General features: G+C 73.9%; 18 protein-coding genes, 1 tRNA gene and 1 pseudogene. 12 read left to right on the top strand and 8 right to left on the bottom strand.

What is annotated here, in order from left to right; translation table 11 throughout:
• The coding region (locus B0E53_RS21160) for an MFS transporter (RefSeq protein WP_210406161.1) at positions 1 to 1,257 on the bottom strand (1,257 nt) is incomplete at its 3' end.
• 96 nt (positions 1,258 to 1,353) lie between these two features.
• Between B0E53_RS21160 and B0E53_RS21155 the strand changes: the two genes are divergently transcribed.
• The 5 genes from B0E53_RS21155 (at position 1,354) to B0E53_RS21135 (ending at position 5,917) form a co-directional block, all read left to right on the top strand.
• Complete coding sequence (locus tag B0E53_RS21155; protein WP_246835524.1) at positions 1,354 to 1,875, top strand: winged helix-turn-helix domain-containing protein; 522 nt, start codon at positions 1,354 to 1,356, stop codon at positions 1,873 to 1,875.
• A 53-nt stretch (positions 1,876 to 1,928) separates the two neighbouring features.
• Positions 1,929 to 2,570 (top strand): hypothetical protein, encoded by a 642-nt coding sequence (locus B0E53_RS21150; protein WP_107077652.1) that lies wholly within the window; start codon positions 1,929 to 1,931, stop codon positions 2,568 to 2,570.
• 32 nt (positions 2,571 to 2,602) lie between these two features.
• Positions 2,603 to 3,097 (top strand): hypothetical protein, encoded by a 495-nt coding sequence (locus B0E53_RS21145; RefSeq protein WP_210406163.1) that lies wholly within the window; start codon positions 2,603 to 2,605, stop codon positions 3,095 to 3,097.
• A 174-nt stretch (positions 3,098 to 3,271) separates the two neighbouring features.
• Entirely contained in the window at positions 3,272 to 5,272 is a 2,001-nt protein-coding gene (locus B0E53_RS21140) for an NACHT domain-containing protein (protein WP_107077650.1), read from the top strand.
• Between the two features lie 105 nt (positions 5,273 to 5,377).
• The gene (locus B0E53_RS21135) at positions 5,378 to 5,917 is read left to right on the top strand and encodes an HD domain-containing protein (protein ID WP_210406160.1); all 540 of its coding nucleotides are present in this window, start codon (positions 5,378 to 5,380) and stop codon (positions 5,915 to 5,917) included.
• Positions 5,918 to 6,040: 123 nt separating this feature from the next.
• Here B0E53_RS21135 and B0E53_RS21130 read toward each other — a convergent pair.
• Positions 6,041 to 6,127: transfer RNA gene (locus B0E53_RS21130), tRNA-Ser, on the bottom strand.
• Between the two features lie 75 nt (positions 6,128 to 6,202).
• Between B0E53_RS21130 and deoD the strand changes: the two genes are divergently transcribed.
• The 3 genes from deoD (at position 6,203) to B0E53_RS21115 (ending at position 8,122) form a co-directional block, all read left to right on the top strand.
• Positions 6,203 to 6,910 (top strand): purine-nucleoside phosphorylase, encoded by a 708-nt coding sequence (gene deoD / locus B0E53_RS21125; RefSeq protein WP_107077648.1) that lies wholly within the window; start codon positions 6,203 to 6,205, stop codon positions 6,908 to 6,910.
• A 109-nt stretch (positions 6,911 to 7,019) separates the two neighbouring features.
• Positions 7,020 to 7,658: a TetR/AcrR family transcriptional regulator gene (locus tag B0E53_RS21120; protein ID WP_107077647.1), complete on the top strand. Its 639-nt coding sequence runs from the start codon at positions 7,020 to 7,022 to the stop codon at positions 7,656 to 7,658.
• Complete coding sequence (locus tag B0E53_RS21115) at positions 7,655 to 8,122, top strand: thioesterase family protein (RefSeq protein WP_107077646.1); 468 nt, start codon at positions 7,655 to 7,657, stop codon at positions 8,120 to 8,122. Before B0E53_RS21120 ends, B0E53_RS21115 begins: the two co-directional genes overlap by 4 nt.
• 9 nt (positions 8,123 to 8,131) lie before the next feature.
• On the opposite strand, the gene B0E53_RS21110 is transcribed toward B0E53_RS21115, so the two are convergent.
• The 4 genes from B0E53_RS21110 to B0E53_RS21100 all read right to left on the bottom strand — a co-directional run bounded on the left by B0E53_RS21110 (position 8,132) and on the right by B0E53_RS21100 (position 9,947).
• Positions 8,132 to 8,770, bottom strand: coding sequence for a nucleoside deaminase (locus B0E53_RS21110; RefSeq protein ID WP_107077645.1), 639 nt, complete (start codon positions 8,768 to 8,770; stop codon positions 8,132 to 8,134).
• Positions 8,760 to 9,287: a tRNA adenosine deaminase-associated protein gene (locus B0E53_RS21105; protein ID WP_107077644.1), complete on the bottom strand. Its 528-nt coding sequence runs from the start codon at positions 9,285 to 9,287 to the stop codon at positions 8,760 to 8,762. The genes B0E53_RS21110 and B0E53_RS21105 overlap by 11 nt, the downstream gene beginning before the upstream one ends.
• 120 nt (positions 9,288 to 9,407) lie before the next feature.
• Complete coding sequence (locus B0E53_RS37740) at positions 9,408 to 9,578, bottom strand: hypothetical protein (RefSeq protein WP_167544573.1); 171 nt, start codon at positions 9,576 to 9,578, stop codon at positions 9,408 to 9,410.
• Positions 9,579 to 9,650: 72 nt separating this feature from the next.
• Complete coding sequence (locus B0E53_RS21100; RefSeq protein WP_107077654.1) at positions 9,651 to 9,947, bottom strand: hypothetical protein; 297 nt, start codon at positions 9,945 to 9,947, stop codon at positions 9,651 to 9,653.
• A gap of 209 nt (positions 9,948 to 10,156) precedes the next feature.
• Between B0E53_RS21100 and B0E53_RS21095 the strand changes: the two genes are divergently transcribed.
• Positions 10,157 to 10,918 carry a M23 family metallopeptidase gene (locus B0E53_RS21095; RefSeq protein ID WP_107077643.1) on the top strand — a complete coding sequence of 254 codons (762 nt, stop codon included), beginning with the start codon at positions 10,157 to 10,159 and terminating at the stop codon, positions 10,916 to 10,918.
• Positions 10,919 to 10,987: 69 nt separating this feature from the next.
• Positions 10,988 to 12,058, top strand: a complete 1,071-nt coding sequence (locus B0E53_RS21090; protein WP_107077642.1) for a PHP domain-containing protein — start codon at positions 10,988 to 10,990, stop codon at positions 12,056 to 12,058.
• Positions 12,059 to 12,128: 70 nt separating this feature from the next.
• Here the strand turns inward: B0E53_RS21090 and B0E53_RS21085 are convergent, their stop codons facing one another.
• On the bottom strand, positions 12,129 to 13,100 hold the full coding sequence (locus B0E53_RS21085; RefSeq protein ID WP_210406159.1) for a DMT family transporter: 972 nt from the start codon (positions 13,098 to 13,100) through the stop codon (positions 12,129 to 12,131).
• A 152-nt stretch (positions 13,101 to 13,252) separates the two neighbouring features.
• Between B0E53_RS21085 and B0E53_RS21080 the strand changes: the two genes are divergently transcribed.
• Positions 13,253 to 14,923, top strand: a complete 1,671-nt coding sequence (locus B0E53_RS21080) for a DUF885 domain-containing protein (protein WP_107077640.1) — start codon at positions 13,253 to 13,255, stop codon at positions 14,921 to 14,923.
• A 67-nt stretch (positions 14,924 to 14,990) separates the two neighbouring features.
• On the opposite strand, the gene B0E53_RS21075 is transcribed toward B0E53_RS21080, so the two are convergent.
• The gene (locus B0E53_RS21075) at positions 14,991 to 15,440 is read right to left on the bottom strand and encodes a hypothetical protein (RefSeq protein WP_107077639.1); all 450 of its coding nucleotides are present in this window, start codon (positions 15,438 to 15,440) and stop codon (positions 14,991 to 14,993) included.
• A gap of 306 nt (positions 15,441 to 15,746) precedes the next feature.
• Between B0E53_RS21075 and B0E53_RS38715 the strand changes: the two are divergent.
• Positions 15,747 to 15,978 (top strand): annotated as a pseudogene (locus tag B0E53_RS38715) (hypothetical protein); the annotation flags it as partial.

The following is a 15,978-nucleotide window of genomic DNA, read 5'->3' as shown; positions in this document are numbered from 1 at the left end:
CGCCGGCGCGGTCTCCTCCGCGGCGGCGGCACGCGGGCCCTCCGACGCAGTGGGACGCGGGCCCTCCGGTGCGGCGGTGCGCCGGTCACCGCGCAGCGCCCAGCCGGCGAGCAGCACCGCGCCGGCCGCCCCCGCCAGCTGGATCACCCGGTGGTCGACCAGCTCCAGCAGGCCGGCGCCGGCCAGGACGGCGAGCGTGCCGGGGCCGTAGGTGAGCGTGTTCACGGTCGCGGACACCCGGCCCACCAGCGCGTTCGGTGTCTCCCGTTGCACCGCGGTCCAGACGGTGATCAGCACCAGTGGCGCCCCGACCCCGACCGCCAGCGTGCCGGCGGCCACCGGGACGAGGCCGGGCGCGGCCCGCAGCGCCAGGCCGGCGGCCAGAAGAGTGATCGCCACCGCGGTCACCCGCCGGTCGCCGAGCCGGCGCAGCAGGGCGCCCGCGGCCAGGCCACCGACCAGTGACCCGACGCCCTGCATGGTGCCGAGCACCCCGTTGAACTCCGGCGGCCGGTGCAGACCGTCGTCCACCACGGCGTACGCGAGGGCGCCGTTGATCCCGATCAGCAGCATGGCGGCCCCCGTGCAGACGACCAGGTGCCGCAGCGGGGCGTGCCGGCGCAGGTGCCCGAGTCCCTCGGCGAGCTGGCGGGTCCAGCGCTCGGGCGGGGGCGGGGGCGCCTCGCGGACCCGGATCTGGGTGAGCAGCAGCGCGGCGAGGGCGAAGGTGGCGGCGTCGAGAAGCACCACGGGGTGCCCGCCGTACGCGGCGAAGAGGCCGGCGCCGACCAGCGGGGCGACCAGCTTCATGCCCTCGTTGACCGTCGTCCGCAGCCCGTTGAAGTCGCCGAGCAGCTCGCCGGGGACCACGGCCGGCACCAGCGCCGCCTCGGCCGAGTCGATCAGCACGAAGCTGACCCCGTACGCGACCATCACCGCGAAGATCAGCCAGACCCGGGCGGCGGTGTCGACCAGCAGCAGCACCGGCAGCAGGGCGGCCATGGCCAGGTGCAGGCCGATCAGCAGCGGCCGGCGGCGGAACCGGTCGGCCAGCACCCCGATCAGCGGGGCGACCAGGGTGGGCCCCCAGGTGCCGAGGGTGACCAGGCCGGCCAGGCTGCTCGACCCGGTGAGGTCCTTCACCCAGATCCCGGCCACCAGAAGCATGGCCGCCGTGCCGAAGCCGGACACCAGCACCCCGGCCAGGTAGCGCCCGGCGTCGCGGTTGCCCAACACCCTGGTCGTACCCCAGCTCATGGCGCCTCCCCCGTGCGGTGCGATTCTGTCCACACCCGACCCCCAAGTCAATGCTTGGGGGTGGATGCGCCGGTTGGGTGCGGTTCAATGGCGGCCGTGAGCACCACCGACCCGCGCCTGCGCGCGCTGGCCCATCCGGTACGACTGCGCATGCTCTCGCTGCTGTGGAGCGCGCCCCTCTCCGCCGCCGCGCTCGCCCGGGAGCTGGCCATCTCCCACGCCCTCGCCAGCCAGCACCTGCGCCGGCTGGACGCCGCCGGCCTGGTCGAGCTGGCGGACGTGCGCGCCCGGCGCGGCGGCCGGGAACGCCGCTACCGGGCGGTACGCGGACCCTGGCTCACCGAGCAGCAGGAGGGGCAGCCGCTGCTCGCCGAGTCGCTCGCCCGCAACCTGCTCGACCGGGTGGCCCACCGCGCCCCGGGGACGGCCGGCGTCACCACCGACGCGGAGCTGTGGGTCTCCCCCGACGCCTGGGCGGCGGCGCGCCGGCGACTGCACGCGATCATGACCGAGCTGCACGACGCCGCCCAGCCGCCACACGCGCCCGGTACGGTCCGGGTGGGCGCCACCCTCATGGCCTTCGAGATGACCGACCCGCCGCCGGCCGCCGAGGACTGACCGACCGTCGTACACATGTTCTATCCACAGCCTGTGGACGCCGAGGGGATCGGATGAGTTACCAGCTCAGCGCGGTGGTCGCCGACGTCGAGCTGCTCCGCGAGCAGACCGCCGGCCTGGATCACGCGGTGCTCGCCGCGCTCCGCCAGGACTTCGCGCTGCTGCCGGTCACCCCGCAGCTCGTCGAGGAGCTGACCGGCCGGCTGCCGGACTTCGCCACCGGGGAGCCCTCGGCGGAGCAGCCGTTCCAGCTCGTCCTCTCGCCCGCCCTGACCGACGACGACTCCCAGCTGCAGTTGTCGGACCTGCTGGCCCGCTGGTCCCGGCGGGGGCCGGTGGCGTACCTGGAGGCGGAGTTCGCCGGCGGGCTGGGCCACCAGGCCGCGGCCGTCTGGCTGGGCGGCGAGCCGAGCTGGGGGCCCTGCTTCGACGACCGGCTGGACCGGCCGCGCGCCGAGTGGCCGATCAACGCGGCGCTCGTTCGGCTGGGCGCCGAGCCGGGGCCGTGGATCGACCCGTTCGCCGAACTGGGCCTGCACCTGGAGCGCGACACGGCCGGCTGGCTGGCGCACGGGCGGCGCGGACTCTCCGCCGACTACTGGGACGAGCTGGCCGAGGAGTGGGAGCTGCGGCAATCCGACCAGCACCAGCAACCTCATCGCCCCGGTCCCGTTGGGGACTGGGGGATTGCATGAGACTGCGACAATTCGGATTCATCGCCGTGCTGATGACGGCCGCCTCGATCGCCGGCAGCGGCGTCCGTCCACAGGGGCCGGACGTGCCGGCGCGGCCGGTCGGCGCCGCCGAGGTGGTCAGCCTCGACGGCCTGGGCAACGCCGAGTTCGGCGCCACCGAGGAGGACCTGACCCGGCGCGGCGTGCTGCGCACCGACGTGGACGCGTGCGGTCCCACGCTGGCCGGCCACGGCTCGGTCAGCCCGATCTTCGTCGACGACCGGCTCGTCCTGCTCTGGCTCGACGACCCGATGAGCACACCCGAGGGGATCACCGTGGGCACGCCGGTCGACGCGGTGCACGCCGCGTACCCGTCGGTGGTCGACCTCGACGCTCCACAGGAGATGCACCGGTTCGACGGCCTGCTCGCCCGCAATGGCGACCGCGCGTACCTCTTCCTGCACGACGGCAGCACGGTCCGGGAGATCATCGCCGGGTACGCGGACTGGGCCCGCCGCCTCTTCGATGAGGGCTACGGCCCCTGCTGACCGGACCGCGGGTTGTGCGTGCGCCCCTCGGGACGGTAGAGACGACGCATGCGTCGAGTGGGGACGGTCGGCCTGTCGGTGATCGTCGTGGCCCTGCTCGGCTTGGCCACGAACGTCGCCACCGGAGCGCTGCCCGGACGCTGATCCCCGTACCTCTGGCTGGCCTGGCCGTTGGTGCTGCTGCTGGTGGCGGTCCTGGTGGTCATCGAGGTGCAGCGCGGCCGGGGGCCGCAGGGGATCGGGACCGCTGGCGCCGCGCGGGCCCGGAAGGTGCTGCTGGAGCGGGTCCGCCGCTACTGGGTGACCAGCGTCCTGGACCGGTCCCTGTACCAGGAGGCGCGGATCGAGCTGGGCATCGCCGCGACCGCCGACGACCGCCGGCACCCGTGGAGCCTGCGGGCCAGCCACCGGGACGGCTTCACCGGCTCGCTGGACGACCGGGCCTCGATGTCGGCCCTGTTCGACCAGCTCGACCAGGCGGTGGTCATCGTCGGCGCCCCCGGCGCCGGCAAGACGACCACCCTGCTGGAACTCGCCCGGGACCTGCTCGATCGCGCCGACCACGACCCGGACGCCCCGATCCCGGCCGTGTTCAACCTCTCCTCCTGGGCCACCCTCCGCCGGCCCCTCGACCAGTGGCTCGTCGAGCAGCTCACCGAGCGGTACGGCATACCGGCCGAGCAGGCGGCCGGCTGGGTGGCCGTGGGAGAGATCCTGCCGCTGCTGGACGGCCTCGACGAGGTGGCCGAGCCACACCGCGACGCCTGTGCCGAGGCGATCGCCGCGTTCCACGGCCGGCAGCCGCTCACCCCGATCGCCGTCTGCTGCCGGCAGGCGGAGTACGCCCGGCTCCGGTCGGAACTGCCCCTCTACGGCACCGTCGCCATCCAGCCGCTGGACCGGTCGCAGATCGCGCGGTACCTCGACCGGCCGGGGCTGGGCGGGCTGCGGAACGCGCTCGACGCCGACCCCGAGCTGTGGCAACTCGCCGACTCGCCGCTGATGCTCAGCATCATGGCGCTGGCGTACGCCGACCCGGCCGACGCCGGACCCGGCCCGGCGTCGGCCGGCTCCGACCGCGAGCGCCTCTTCACCCGGTATGTCGACACCATGCTGCGCCGCCGGTCGCACCCCCGGTACCGGCCGGAGCGGACGGCCCGCCACCTCGCCACCCTCGCCCGGGTGCTGAGCCTGCGCCAGCAGACGGTCTTCGTGCTGGACATGATCGACGAATCCTGGTCGGCCCGGCACCCGGCCCCGCTGTGGGCCTCGACGGCGCTCACCCGGCTGCTCAGCTGCACCGCGCTCGCCGCGCTGCTCGGCTCGGCGGGCTGGGCGCTGGGCGCGGTGACCGGCCTGGTGGTCGCCGGTGGCCTGCTGGCTCTGGCCGTGCTCATGTACACGGCCAACTACGACGAGCTGTTCGACCTGACCTGGGCCATCCGCGACCGCGACGACCGGCGCCCGGAGAGCTGGGTGGTCGCCTGGACCACGGGACTCGCCGAGCTGGAACGGTTCATCCAGGTCTCGGCGCTCGTGGCCGGCGCGGCCGTCGGCGGGCTCACCGGCTGGCTCGCCCCCGGCGGGCCCAGCTGGACCGCCGGCCTCGGCTACGGCGCCGGAATCTTCCTCGCCACGGTGGTGGCCCTGGTCGGCCTCGACAGCGCCCAGGTGCTGCTCTACTTCCGGCCGCCGCCGCCCCGCACCGACCGCCGCGAGCTGCCGAGCCCTTTGCTGCGGCAGCGGCTGACCGACATTGCCGGCAACATCATCGCGCTGGGCGTGGGCGTCGCCGGGCTCGGCTTCGTACCGGTCGCACTGGCCCGGGGTGCGGCCGAGGCGCTCCGCTTCGCGGTGCTGCTCGGCGGCGGCACGAGCCTCCTGCTGTTCAGCGTGGTCGCGTTCTCCCCGATGGTCGAGCAGGTCCTGGTCCGGCGGCGGCTCGCCCGGGCGGACCTGGTGCCGTACCCGCTGCTGCCGTTCCTCGACCACGCGGTGCAGTGCCTCTTCCTGCGCCAGGTCGGCGACGGCTACATCTTCGTGCACCGGGAGCTGCTCGACCACTTCGCCGATCGGGCCGAGGCCGACATGCCGCTGCTGCGGTTCCGCGCCGCCGCGCGGGCCCGGCGGGAGGAGATGCGACAGGGCGCCCGGAGCGTCGGCGGTGGGGAGTGACACGGGTGGTCCGGATGCCAGAGGCGCCGGAACTACGATCCACCTATGCCTGAGTCTTCCGGATTGCCGGAACTTCCCGGTACGCCTGCGGCGACGGCGCTCTCCGTGGCCACCCGTTACTGCTCGCCTGCGCTGCTCAACCACTCCATCCGGTCATACGTGTGGGGGGTGACGTACGCCCGCGCACACGGAATCGCCTTCGACGACGAGCTGTACTACGTCTCGGCCCTCCTGCACGACGCCGGGCTCACCGAGCCGTTCGACAGTCACTCGCTTCCGTTCGAGGAGGCCGGCGGGAACCTCGCGTGGGTATTCGGAGTCGCCGCCGGCTGGCCCGAGGCCCGCGCGGCCCGCGTCGAACACATCATCGTCACCCACATGCGCGCCGACGTGTCCGCCGCCGAGGACGCCGAGTCCCACCTGCTGCAGGTCGCGACGGCCTGGGACGTGGCAGGACGACGTCCTGAGGAATTCTCCGAGGCGCTCCGGAAGAGCGTGCTCGATCGGTACCCCCGACTGGACTTCGCCACGGAGTTCCTGGCCTCGTTCGAGGATCAGGCGGAACGCAAGCCGTCCGGTGCGGCAGCACAGGCGATCGAATCCGGCGGACGCCTCCGGATCTCCGGGCATCCGCTCGACGCCTAGTCGTCCCGGCTCTCCATGACGTCAGGGCGCGTGAGCCGAGGCTGCGGCCGCCGAGGCACGCCAGAAAGCGGAACACCCGGCCGGATCCTCACGGATCGACCGGGCGTTCGCGCATCTCACGAGCGGTGGCGGCGGGATTTGAACCCGCGGAGGGCGTAAACCCTCACACGCTTTCGAGGCGTGCTCCTTAGGCCACTCGGACACGCCACCGCCGAGTAGGGTACAGGACCCCGGGTCTGGACGCCGAACCGGTATCCCCCGGCGCGGCCTGGCAGGATCTTTGCCATGAGTACGCACATCGGCGCTGAGCCGGGAGAGATCGCCGAGCGGGTCCTGATGCCGGGCGACCCGCTGCGGGCCAAGTGGATCGCGGAGACATACCTCGAGGACGCCCGCTGCTACACGACGGTTCGCGGCATGCTGGGCTTCACCGGCCGCTGGAACGGCGTCGAGGTCTCCGTCCAGGGCTCCGGCATGGGCATGCCGTCCGCCTCCATCTACGCCCATGAGCTGATCAACGAGTACGGCGTGAAGACGCTGATCCGGGTCGGTTCCTGCGGCGCCCTGACCGAGGACCTCCAGCTACGGGACGTGGTGGCGGCGATCGGCTCGTCCACCGACTCGAACATGAACCGGATGCGGTTCGACGGGCTGATCGACTACGCCCCGGTGGCCGACTTCGGGCTGCTGCGTACCGCGGTCGAGGTGGCCGAGCGGCGCGGCATCACCATGCGGGTCGGCCCGATCCTGGCCGCGGACGCCTTCTACACCGACCGGCCGGACCTCTACGACACCCTCGCCGACTACGGCGTGCTCGCGGTGGAGATGGAGTCGGCGGCGCTCTACACGATCGCCGCCCGCTTCAAGGCCCGCGCGCTGACCGTGCTGACCGTCAGCGACCACATCAAGACCGGCGAGAAGACCACGTCGCAGGAGCGCGAGCAGACCTTCGGCCAGATGGTCGAGATCGCCCTCGACACCGTCATCGCCTGACCCGACCGATCCCCGACCGCCCCGTCACCGCTGGTGGCGGGGCGGTCGCGTTACCGGGGTCACACAAATAAATACGACCGGTCGTGCTTTTTCTAGCTACGCTGCCCGCATGACCTCCGACGGCCGCGTCGCCCGCGGCGACCGCACCCGCACCGCGGTGCTGGACACCGCCGTGGCGCTGGCCACCGAGGTCGGCCTGGACGGGCTCTCCCTCGCCCAACTCGCCGACCGGCTCGGGGTCAGCAAGTCCGGCCTCTTCGCGCACTGGCGCTCCAAAGAGGCGCTGCAACTCGCCACCGTCGACCGGGCCGTGGCCCAGTGGGAGGAGCGGATCGCCGCCCCGGCCCTGCGCGCCCCCCGGGGCGTCCGCCGGCTGCGCGCGCTGCACGAGGCCCGGATCGAGTTCTACGCCGCCCGGGTGCTGCCCGGCGGTTGCTTCTTCGCCAACACCGAGTTCGAGTACAACGCCCGCCCCGGCCCGGTCCGGGACCGGCTCGCCGAGGCGTTCGGCCGGTGGACCGCGTTCCTCGAACGCCTCGTCCGGGAGGCCGTCGACCTCGGCGAACTCCCCGCCGACCTGGACGTGCCGCTGCTGGCGTACGAGATCGACGCGCTGGGCATCAGCGCGGCGATGCGGTCCCGGATGCTCGACCCGGACGCCACCTACCGGCACGCCCGCCAGGGCCTGCTGAACCGGCTGCGGGCGCTCTGCCCGGATCCGACCCTGCTACCGGAAGGCCAGTCATGAGCCACGCCACCGTCGACCGGCCGGTCGCCGAGTTCGGTCACGTCGAGCACGTCCCGGTGCACTTCGACGACCTCGACGCCATGGGCATCCTGCACAACGCCCGCTACGCGGTGCTGCTGGAGCGCGCCCTGACGCCCTACTGGGCCGAGCGCGGCGTCGCCTTCCGCGGCGACCTGAAGAGCGCCCCCGACGTGTTCCACGCGGTCCGCGAGTTCACCATCACCTACCGGGCCCCGGTCACCGGGGTCGGCACGGTGGCGGTGCACTTCTGGCTTGAGCACTTCGGCACCACCAGCGCCCGCTACGCCTTCGAGTTCCGCTCGGTGGACGGCAGCGTCCTGCACGCCGACGGCACCCGGTCGATCGTCCGGCTGGACCCGGCCACCCTGCGCCCCACCGCCTGGACCGAGGCCGGCCGCGCCGTCGCCGAGACCCTGCTGCGTCCCGCCCCGCAACCCGCCTGACCGGGTGGGCTAGCGGAAGAAGGCGCGCAGCAACGCGACGCTCTCCGCCTCCCGCACCCCGCCGTACACCTCGGGGCGGTGGGTGAGGCGGCGGTCGCGCAGCACGTCCCACAGCGAGCCGACGGCGCCGGTCTTCGGCTCCCACGCGCCGAAGACCACCGTCGAGATCCGGGCCAGCGCGATCGCCCCCGCGCACATGGTGCACGGCTCCAGGGTCACGACGAGGGTGCAGCCCTCCAGCCGCCAGCGGCCCAGCCGCTCGGCGGCCCGGCGCAGCGCCAGCACCTCGGCGTGCGCGGTCGGGTCGCCGGTCAGCTCCCGCTCGTTGCGGCCGATGGCCAGCTCGGCGCCGTCCGGGCCGTAGACGACCGCGCCGACCGGGACGTCCTCGATGGCGTCGGCGCCGTCGGCGGGCACGCTGTCCGGGCCGGTCACCGCGACCTCCAGGGCCCGGCGCACCCACAGCTCGTGCCGCTGCCGGCGGCCCACGCCGCCCAGGTCGGCCAGCCCCTCGTCCGCGCCCGGACCGACCCGGGCCGGCCGGCCCGGGGTGGGCTGCCCCGGGCGTACGGTCTCCAGGGCCGGATCGGTGGCGTCGGCGGGCTCCGCCCCGCCGGTCCACGCCGGCCCGGGCGGCTCAGACCTCACGCAGCTCCTCGACCTCGTCGGCGCAGCCGAGCACCTGGCAGATCTCGGCGGTGACGTCGGCCGGCATCATCCCCTCGGAGCCGCTGAGGGCGAGCAGCTTCGGCGCCGGGATGCCCAGGTCGGCGAGGATGTCGGCGTCGCCCACCGGGTCGGCCTCCGGGTCCACGGCCGGCTGCTCGGTCTCCTCGTCGCCACCGGCGGCCGGCCGCGGCTCGTCGGCGTCCTCCAGCCCGGTGACCGAGGTCTTCAGGTCCCCGACCAGCAGCGCGCCCAGCCGGGACTCCTCGGCGTACGCCGAGTCGGAGCCGAAGACCCGCAGGTCCTCCCCCTCGTCCAGGCGCAGGATCACCAGGTACGTGTCGTCGGCCTCGACGAAGAGCAGTGAGAGGTCGGCGTCCGGCTCGACGTCGCGCAGCCGGTCGGCCACCTCCTCGATGTCGGTGACGCCGCGCAGGTTCACCTCGGCGGCGGTCCAGGCGCCCTCGACGCGCGCCGCGGCAGCAGCGAAGTACGACACGGTCCCCCCAAATTGGCCTCGGCAGCACGCCGACTCGTCACGCGATGCACGTTAACCGGTCGGGTCGGCAGCCGACCGGTCAACGCCCCGAAGGGCCGGCCGTTCCCCGGAGAAAGTCGGTCAGCCGGCGATGCGCCGGCGGGTGGCGATCAGCTCGCGCAGGCGCTCGCTGCGGGCCCGCTGCGGCCGTTCGCGCTGCCGCACCGTGCGGGCACCGGCCAACTCGGCGAGGAGTTGCAGGCGGCGTCGGCTCCGCTCGGGGTCGAGCCGGGGCGGGGTGGTCCAGGCCATACCGCGAGCGTGGACCGTCACCGCGCGTACGTCAAGACGGTCTTCACTACGCAGCGAAACCGGCACGCAGGGTCACCAGAGCGGCCAGTTACCGCTCTGCGCCCAGCGCACCGCGACGATCGCCGCAGCGATGCTCCAGCCACCCGCCGTGACGATCGCGGCCCCGGTGGCCACCCCCCGGTCACCGTGCCGGACCAGCACCGCGGCGGCCAGCCAGGCCAGCCCACCGGCGAAGAGCGTCCACCACGCGTAGCCGGCGACGTCCCGGCCGAGCAGGCCGAACAGCAGCAGCCAGGCGAAGGCGGTCACCGCGCCGACCGCGACGCCCGCGCCGGTGACCGGGTACGGCTCGCGGTAGCTCGGCCGCATCGGCGCCCCGGACGGGAAGAGCCCCGACGGGGTACGCGGCAGCGGCCGCACGGGCCCCGCACCGGGCTCACCGGGTACGCCCTGCCAGCCGTTCGTCACCCCTGCCCCCTTCACGGAACGTAGATGTACCGAGGTCACGCAGAGCGACCGTGCGGAACGGACTGGTCTCGGCGTTCGTCCCCACGGTAGTGGTCTGTCAGGATGACCGGATGCGCTCGCCATCGATCGGACGCCGCCCGCGTCCGGCGTACCCGGTCCTGCTGCTCGTGGCGGCGCTGGCCGCCGGGTGCGCCCCGGGCGACCGCCCCGCCTCGGCACCGGGCAACTCGTGGCAGGGTCCGAGCGGGCTGGCCACCGGGGCACAGCCCACCGGGTCGGCCGGCCCCACGGCGTCGGCCGCCCCGCCCACGCCGTCCCCGTCGCCGACCCGCACCGACCTGCTTCACGTCTTCCCGGTCCGCGCCGGCAACGTCGACTACCACCCGACCCACTCCGCGTACCCGGGGACGGACATCTTCGCCGACTGCGGCGAGCCGGTGGTGGCGGTCACCGACGGGGTGATCCTCGAGGTGAGCCGGGTGGACCGGTTCAGCCGGCGGGGGCCGCTCGGCCCGTACAACGGCGGGCTGGCGGTCTCGCTGCTCGGCGACGACGGGGTCCGCTACTACGGGTCGCACCTGAGCGAGATCGCCGCCGGCGTCGACGCCGGGGTCCGGGTGCGGGCCGGGCAGCAGCTCGGCAAGGTGGGCCGCACCGGCAACGCCAACAACGTCTGCCACCTGCACTTCGGGCTCTCCCCGAAGTGCACCGGCCACGACGACTGGTGGATCCGGCGAGGCGTGGTCTGGCCGGCGAAGTACCTCGACTCGTGGCGCAAGCGGGGCAACCGTGCGCCGGCCGCCGAGGTGACTGCCTGGCAGCGCCGGCACGGCTGCCCGAAGGCGCCGAGCGGCTCCGCCGCGGCCGGCTGACCGCCGTCCACTCGCGACACCCCGGACGACACCGCGCGGCGGGCCGCGCGGGCGCGTAGGTTGCAGGGCATGACTGCCCGGGACCCCATCGCCGACCTGCGGCGGATCGCGTTCCTGCTGGAGCGGGCGAACGAGGCCACCTACCGGGTCCGGGCGTTCCGGTCGGCGGCCAAGGCGCTCGGCGCCCTGCCGCCCGGCGAGGTGGCCGAGCGGGCCCGCACCGGCAAGCTCACCGAGCTGTCCGGGGTCGGCGACGTCACGGCCCGCTGCGTGGCCGAGTCGCTGGCCGGCGAGGAACCGGTCTACCTGCGCCGGCTGGTCGCCACCGAGGGCACCGACCTCGACGAGGCCGCGGCGAAGCTGCGGGACGCGCTGCGCGGCGACTGCCACACCCACTCGGACTGGTCCGACGGCGGCTCACCGATCGAGGAGATGGCCCTGGCGGCGGTCGAGCTGGGGCACGAGTACGTGGTGCTCACCGACCATTCGCCCCGGCTCACGGTGGCCCGGGGGCTCACCGCGGACCGGCTGCGCAAGCAGCTCGACCACGTGGCCGCGGTGAACGAGGCGCTGCCGAAGGGCTTCCGCATCCTCACCGGCATCGAGGTGGACATCCTCGCCGACGGGTCGCTGGACCAGGACGAGGAGCTGCTGGCCCGGCTCGACGTGGTGGTCGGCTCGGTGCACAGCGGCCTCAACGACGACCGGGCGAAGATGACCCGCCGGATGCTGGCCGCGATCGCCAACCCGCACCTGGACATCCTCGGGCACTGCACCGGGCGGATGGTCTCCTCCCGGCCCGCCGGGGTGACCGGCCCGGGTGACCGGGGGCACCGGGCGCGCACCCGCAAGGAGAGCGACTTCGACGCGGACGCGGTCTTCGCGGCCTGCGCGGAGCACGACGTGGCCGTCGAGATCAACTCCCGGCCGGAGCGGCAGGACCCCCCGAAGCGGCTGATCCGCCGCGCCCTGGAGGCCGGCTGCAAGTTCGCCGTCAACACCGACGCGCACGCCCCCGGCCAGCTCGACTGGCAGCGTTTCGGCTGCGAGCGGGCCGCGCTCTGCGGCGTACCGGCGAACCGGGTGGTCAACACCTGGAAGGCCGACCGCCTGGTGAAGTGGACGGCCGGCCGCGGCTGAGCGCGTTGCCACCGCGCCGTGGTGGCGGCATCCGGAGGCCCCGGACCCCGCCACCTCGCCGGCGCGGCGATCAGCGGCCGGCCGGCACCGCCGGACGGGTGGCGGCGGCAGGGACGGACGCCGCCCGGCGCCGGCCGAGCATCCCCTGTGCGACGGCCACGCCGAGCAGCACGACCAGGGCGCCCACCGGCTGGTGCCAGTTCATCCGCTCGCCGAGCACCACCGCGCCGACCAGCACCGCGAACACCGGGATCAGGTAGGTGACCGTGGAGGCGGTGCTGGCCCCGGCCACCCGGATGTTGCGTAGGTTGATCACGAAGGCCAGCCCGGTGCCGAGCGCGCCGAGCGCCAGCACGGAGGCCACCACCTTCGCGGAGAGCCCGGTGGGCACCGGCGGCGCGCCCGCCACCAGCGGCGCGACCAGCGCGAGCTGCGCGGTCGCCACCAGCAGCTGGGCCGCCGACAGCGACAGGCCGGAGTACGAACTGCCCGCGATGAACTTCTTCTGGTAGGGGATGGCCACCCCGTAGCAGGCCGCCGCTCCGAGGCACATGAGCTGGCCGGTGAAGTGCGACCCGCCGACGCCCTCCCAGACACCGAGCACCACCAGCACGCCGGCGAAACCCAGCCCCAGCCCGATCGCGCGCCGCACGGTCAGCCGCTCGGTGCGGAACACCAGCACCGCCAGCGGCAGCACGATCAGCGGCGTGGTGGCGTTCCAGATGCCGGCGAGCATCGACTCCACCCGCTGCTCGCCGAAGCCGAACAGGGTGAACGGCAGCGCCACGCCGAAGGCGGCCACCACCACGAGGTGCGCCCAGACCCGGGGCTCGCGGGGCAGCCGGTCGCGCAGCACGGCCAGCACCACCAGCAGCGTCACCGCGCCGGTGGCCACCCGGTAGAGGGTGAGGTGCAGCGGGTGCAGCTCGGCCACCCCCACCTTGATGAAGAGGAAGCTGGAACCCCAGATCACGCCGAGCGCGAGGAATCCGGGCAGCCAGCTCCGCAACGGGGCCCGGTCAGGAGTGGTATCCGCTGTCACCCCTGACACTCTGCCGCAGGGGTACGACGAAGTCCCGCGAAATTCGGACGCCGTGTCGACCGCCACAGCCGCTCGACCACACCGGTGCCCGCTCCTCCGAACACGGCGAACACGCTCGACATCGGGGTGGCACGGTCACGTAGGGTCGCCTGGTGGGACGAATCGATGACCTCGCCAACCGCTACGTGGCCGACTGGGCTCCGCTGAGCCCGACCGGCGCCACCTACGTCGGCATCGCCGGCTACGACGACCAGCTCGACGACCTCACCCCCGAGGGGTACGCGGCCCGCGCCGACCTGACCCGGCGCACCCTGGCCGACCTCGACGTGACCGAGCCGGACACGGAGTCGGAGCGGACCGCCAAGGAGGCGATGCAGGAGCGTCTCGGGCTGGAGCTCGCCCGCTACGAGGCCGGCGAGGCCAGCAGCGAGGTCAACGTGATCGCCAGCGGGCTGCACGACCTGCGGATGGTCTTCGACCTCATGCCGACCGAGGGCGACGACGCCAAGGCGAACGTGGCCGCCCGGCTCAACCGCTTCGCGGGCGCGCTGGAGGGCTACAAGCGCACGCTGCGCGAGGCGGCGGCGGCCGGCCAGGTCAGCTCGCAGGTGCAGCTCGTCGAGGTCGCCAAGCAGTGCGACATCTGGGTCGACCCGAACGGCGACAACTTCTTCCACGGCCTGGCCGAGCGGCTCGGCGCCGAGGGCGCGCTCGGGGCGGAGCTGCGCAAGGGCGCGGCCGCCGCGACGGCCGCCACCGCCGAGTTCGGGCAGTTCCTCCGCACCGAACTGGCCCCGCAGGGCCGGCTCAAGCAGGCCGCCGGCCGGGAGCGTTACGAGCTGGCCTCGCAGTACTTCCTCGGCGCCCGGGTCGACCTCGACGAGACGTACGCCTGGGGTTTCGCGGAGCTGGCCCGGCTGGAGGGCGAGATGCGAACCCTTGCTGGGCGCATCGCGGGTCCGGGTGCCAGTGTCGATGATGCCGTGCGTGCCCTGGACGCGGACCCGGCCCGGACCATCCAGGGCAAGGAGGCGTTCCGGGACTGGATGCAGGCGCTCGCCGACAAGGCGATCAGCGAACTGCACGGCACCCACTTCGACATCCCGGAGCAGGTCCGCCGGATCGAGTGCTGCCTCGCCCCCACCAGCGACGGCGCCATCTACTACACCGGCCCGAGCGAGGACTTCTCCCGGCCGGGCCGGATGTGGTGGGCCGTGCCGCAGGGCATCAGCGACTTCTCCACCTGGCGCGAGGTGACCACGGTCTACCACGAGGGCGTGCCGGGTCACCACCTCCAGGTCGCCCAGACCGCCGTCCGGGCCGACCTGCTCAACCGCTGGCAGCGGCTGCTCTGCTGGGTCTCCGGGCACGGTGAGGGCTGGGCGCTCTACTCCGAGCGGCTGATGGACGAGCTGGGCTACCTGGAGGACCCGGGCGACAAGCTCGGCATGCTCGACGGGCAGGCGTTCCGGGCCGCCCGGGTGATCGTCGACATCGGCATGCACCTGGAGCTGGAGATCCCGGCCGACAACCCGTTCGGCTTCCACCCCGGCGAGCGCTGGACGCCGGAACTGGGCTGGGAGTTCATGCGGGCGCACTGCCGGGTGCCGGACGAGAACCTGCGCTTCGAGCTGAACCGCTACCTGGGCTGGCCGGGGCAGGCGCCCTCGTACAAGGTGGGCGAGCGGATCTGGCTCCAGGCCCGGGAGGAGGCGAAGGCCCGCAAGGGCGCCGAGTTCGACCTCAAGGAGTTCCACCGGCAGGCCCTCGACCTGGGCTCGCTGGGGCTCGACCCGCTGCGCAAGGCGCTGGCCCGGCTCTGAGCGACGACGACGGCCGCGAGTCGGAGGGAATCCTCCGGCTCCCGGCCGTTCCGCTTACCGTCGCGGGTCAGGCGAGGTCGAGCTTGAGCACCGGCCGGGCGGTGAGCGAACGGGAGTTCTCGTAGGCCAGGTCGATCACCGGGTCGGTGAAGCTGATCGGGATCGGCGAGGTGACCGGGAGGCCGTCGGGGAACGGCAGGTCCGGGGTGAGCGTGATCTTGATGCCGAGCAGGTGCCCGACGAAGCGGGTGGCGTAGAAGGCGACGTCGCCCTCGACGGTGAGCCGGTCGGTGACGTACCGCTGGGCCTTGCCCTCCGGGCCCGTGGCCCGGAGCGTGAAGTCCTCGGTGACCGCCTTGTCCATGGTGAACTTCAGGCACTTGAGGGTGCCCTCCTGGGTGGGCAGCTCGACGATCCCCTCGAACCGCAGCCCGGTCATGGTGACCTTCGAGCCGGTCAGCTTGGACGGCTGCTGGGCCACCTTCGGCTGCCCCGGCTCAGGGGCGATCTTCGGCATGAGCCCGCCCGCCTCCACCTTGCGCGGCGGGCTCGGCTTCGCCGGGGGGCAGGTGGGAGTGGCGCCGCCCGACCGGGCCGGGGTCGGGGTCGCCGCGGCCGGGGTGCCGGGCGTCCCGACCGCGTCGGCGCCCGGGCTGGGACTCGCCGACGGCGCGGCCGACGCGGCCCGCTTACCGCCGGTGAAGAGGTCTCCGATGCCGCCCAGGATGTCCGTGAGGATGTTGCCGTCCGAGCTGGGCTCCGCCGACGGACTCGGGCTGGCCGTCGGAGTCGGGGTGACGCGGCCCGTACCGGCTGGGGGTGGGTGGCCACCAGCGCCGTGGCGGAGAGGCCGAGCACCACCAGCGCCGCCGCGAAGTACCGGGAATCGTGGGAGGCGCCGGGGGATCCCGCCGGCGACGCCTCGTCACGCTGCCGTGGCACGCCCCCGTCGGCCGGCGCCGGCTCGGCCGCCGGCGGCTGGTCGTCGGAACCGACGGCGCTCCCGCCGGCCGGCGGCACCTCGGCGGCCGGCTCGCCGTCGGCGGGACCGGCGG

This window comes from Micromonospora sp. MH33, assembly GCF_003013775.1.
Classification (GTDB): domain Bacteria; phylum Actinomycetota; class Actinomycetes; order Mycobacteriales; family Micromonosporaceae; genus Micromonospora; species Micromonospora fulviviridis.
This window is presented reverse-complemented; position numbering and strand designations above follow the sequence as displayed.

Bases quoted from the DNA above. Each gene is read 5' to 3' on its own strand.
- B0E53_RS21100 (WP_107077654.1), bottom strand. From the start codon at position 9,947: ATGCGGCCGAGCTACCGCGAGCCGTACCCGGTCACCGGCGCGGGCGTC.
- B0E53_RS21095 (WP_107077643.1), top strand. From the start codon at position 10,157: ATGCGCTCGCCATCGATCGGACGCCGCCCGCGTCCGGCGTACCCGGTC.
- deoD (WP_107077648.1), top strand. From the start codon at position 6,203: ATGAGTACGCACATCGGCGCTGAGCCGGGAGAGATCGCCGAGCGGGTC.
- B0E53_RS21150 (WP_107077652.1), top strand. From the start codon at position 1,929: ATGAGTTACCAGCTCAGCGCGGTGGTCGCCGACGTCGAGCTGCTCCGC.
- B0E53_RS21090 (WP_107077642.1), top strand. From the start codon at position 10,988: ATGACTGCCCGGGACCCCATCGCCGACCTGCGGCGGATCGCGTTCCTG.
- B0E53_RS21145 (WP_210406163.1), top strand. From the start codon at position 2,603: ATGACGGCCGCCTCGATCGCCGGCAGCGGCGTCCGTCCACAGGGGCCG.
- B0E53_RS21115 (WP_107077646.1), top strand. From the start codon at position 7,655: ATGAGCCACGCCACCGTCGACCGGCCGGTCGCCGAGTTCGGTCACGTC.
- B0E53_RS21120 (WP_107077647.1), top strand. From the start codon at position 7,020: ATGACCTCCGACGGCCGCGTCGCCCGCGGCGACCGCACCCGCACCGCG.
- B0E53_RS37740 (WP_167544573.1), bottom strand. From the start codon at position 9,578: ATGGCCTGGACCACCCCGCCCCGGCTCGACCCCGAGCGGAGCCGACGC.
- B0E53_RS21075 (WP_107077639.1), bottom strand. From the start codon at position 15,440: ATGCCGAAGATCGCCCCTGAGCCGGGGCAGCCGAAGGTGGCCCAGCAG.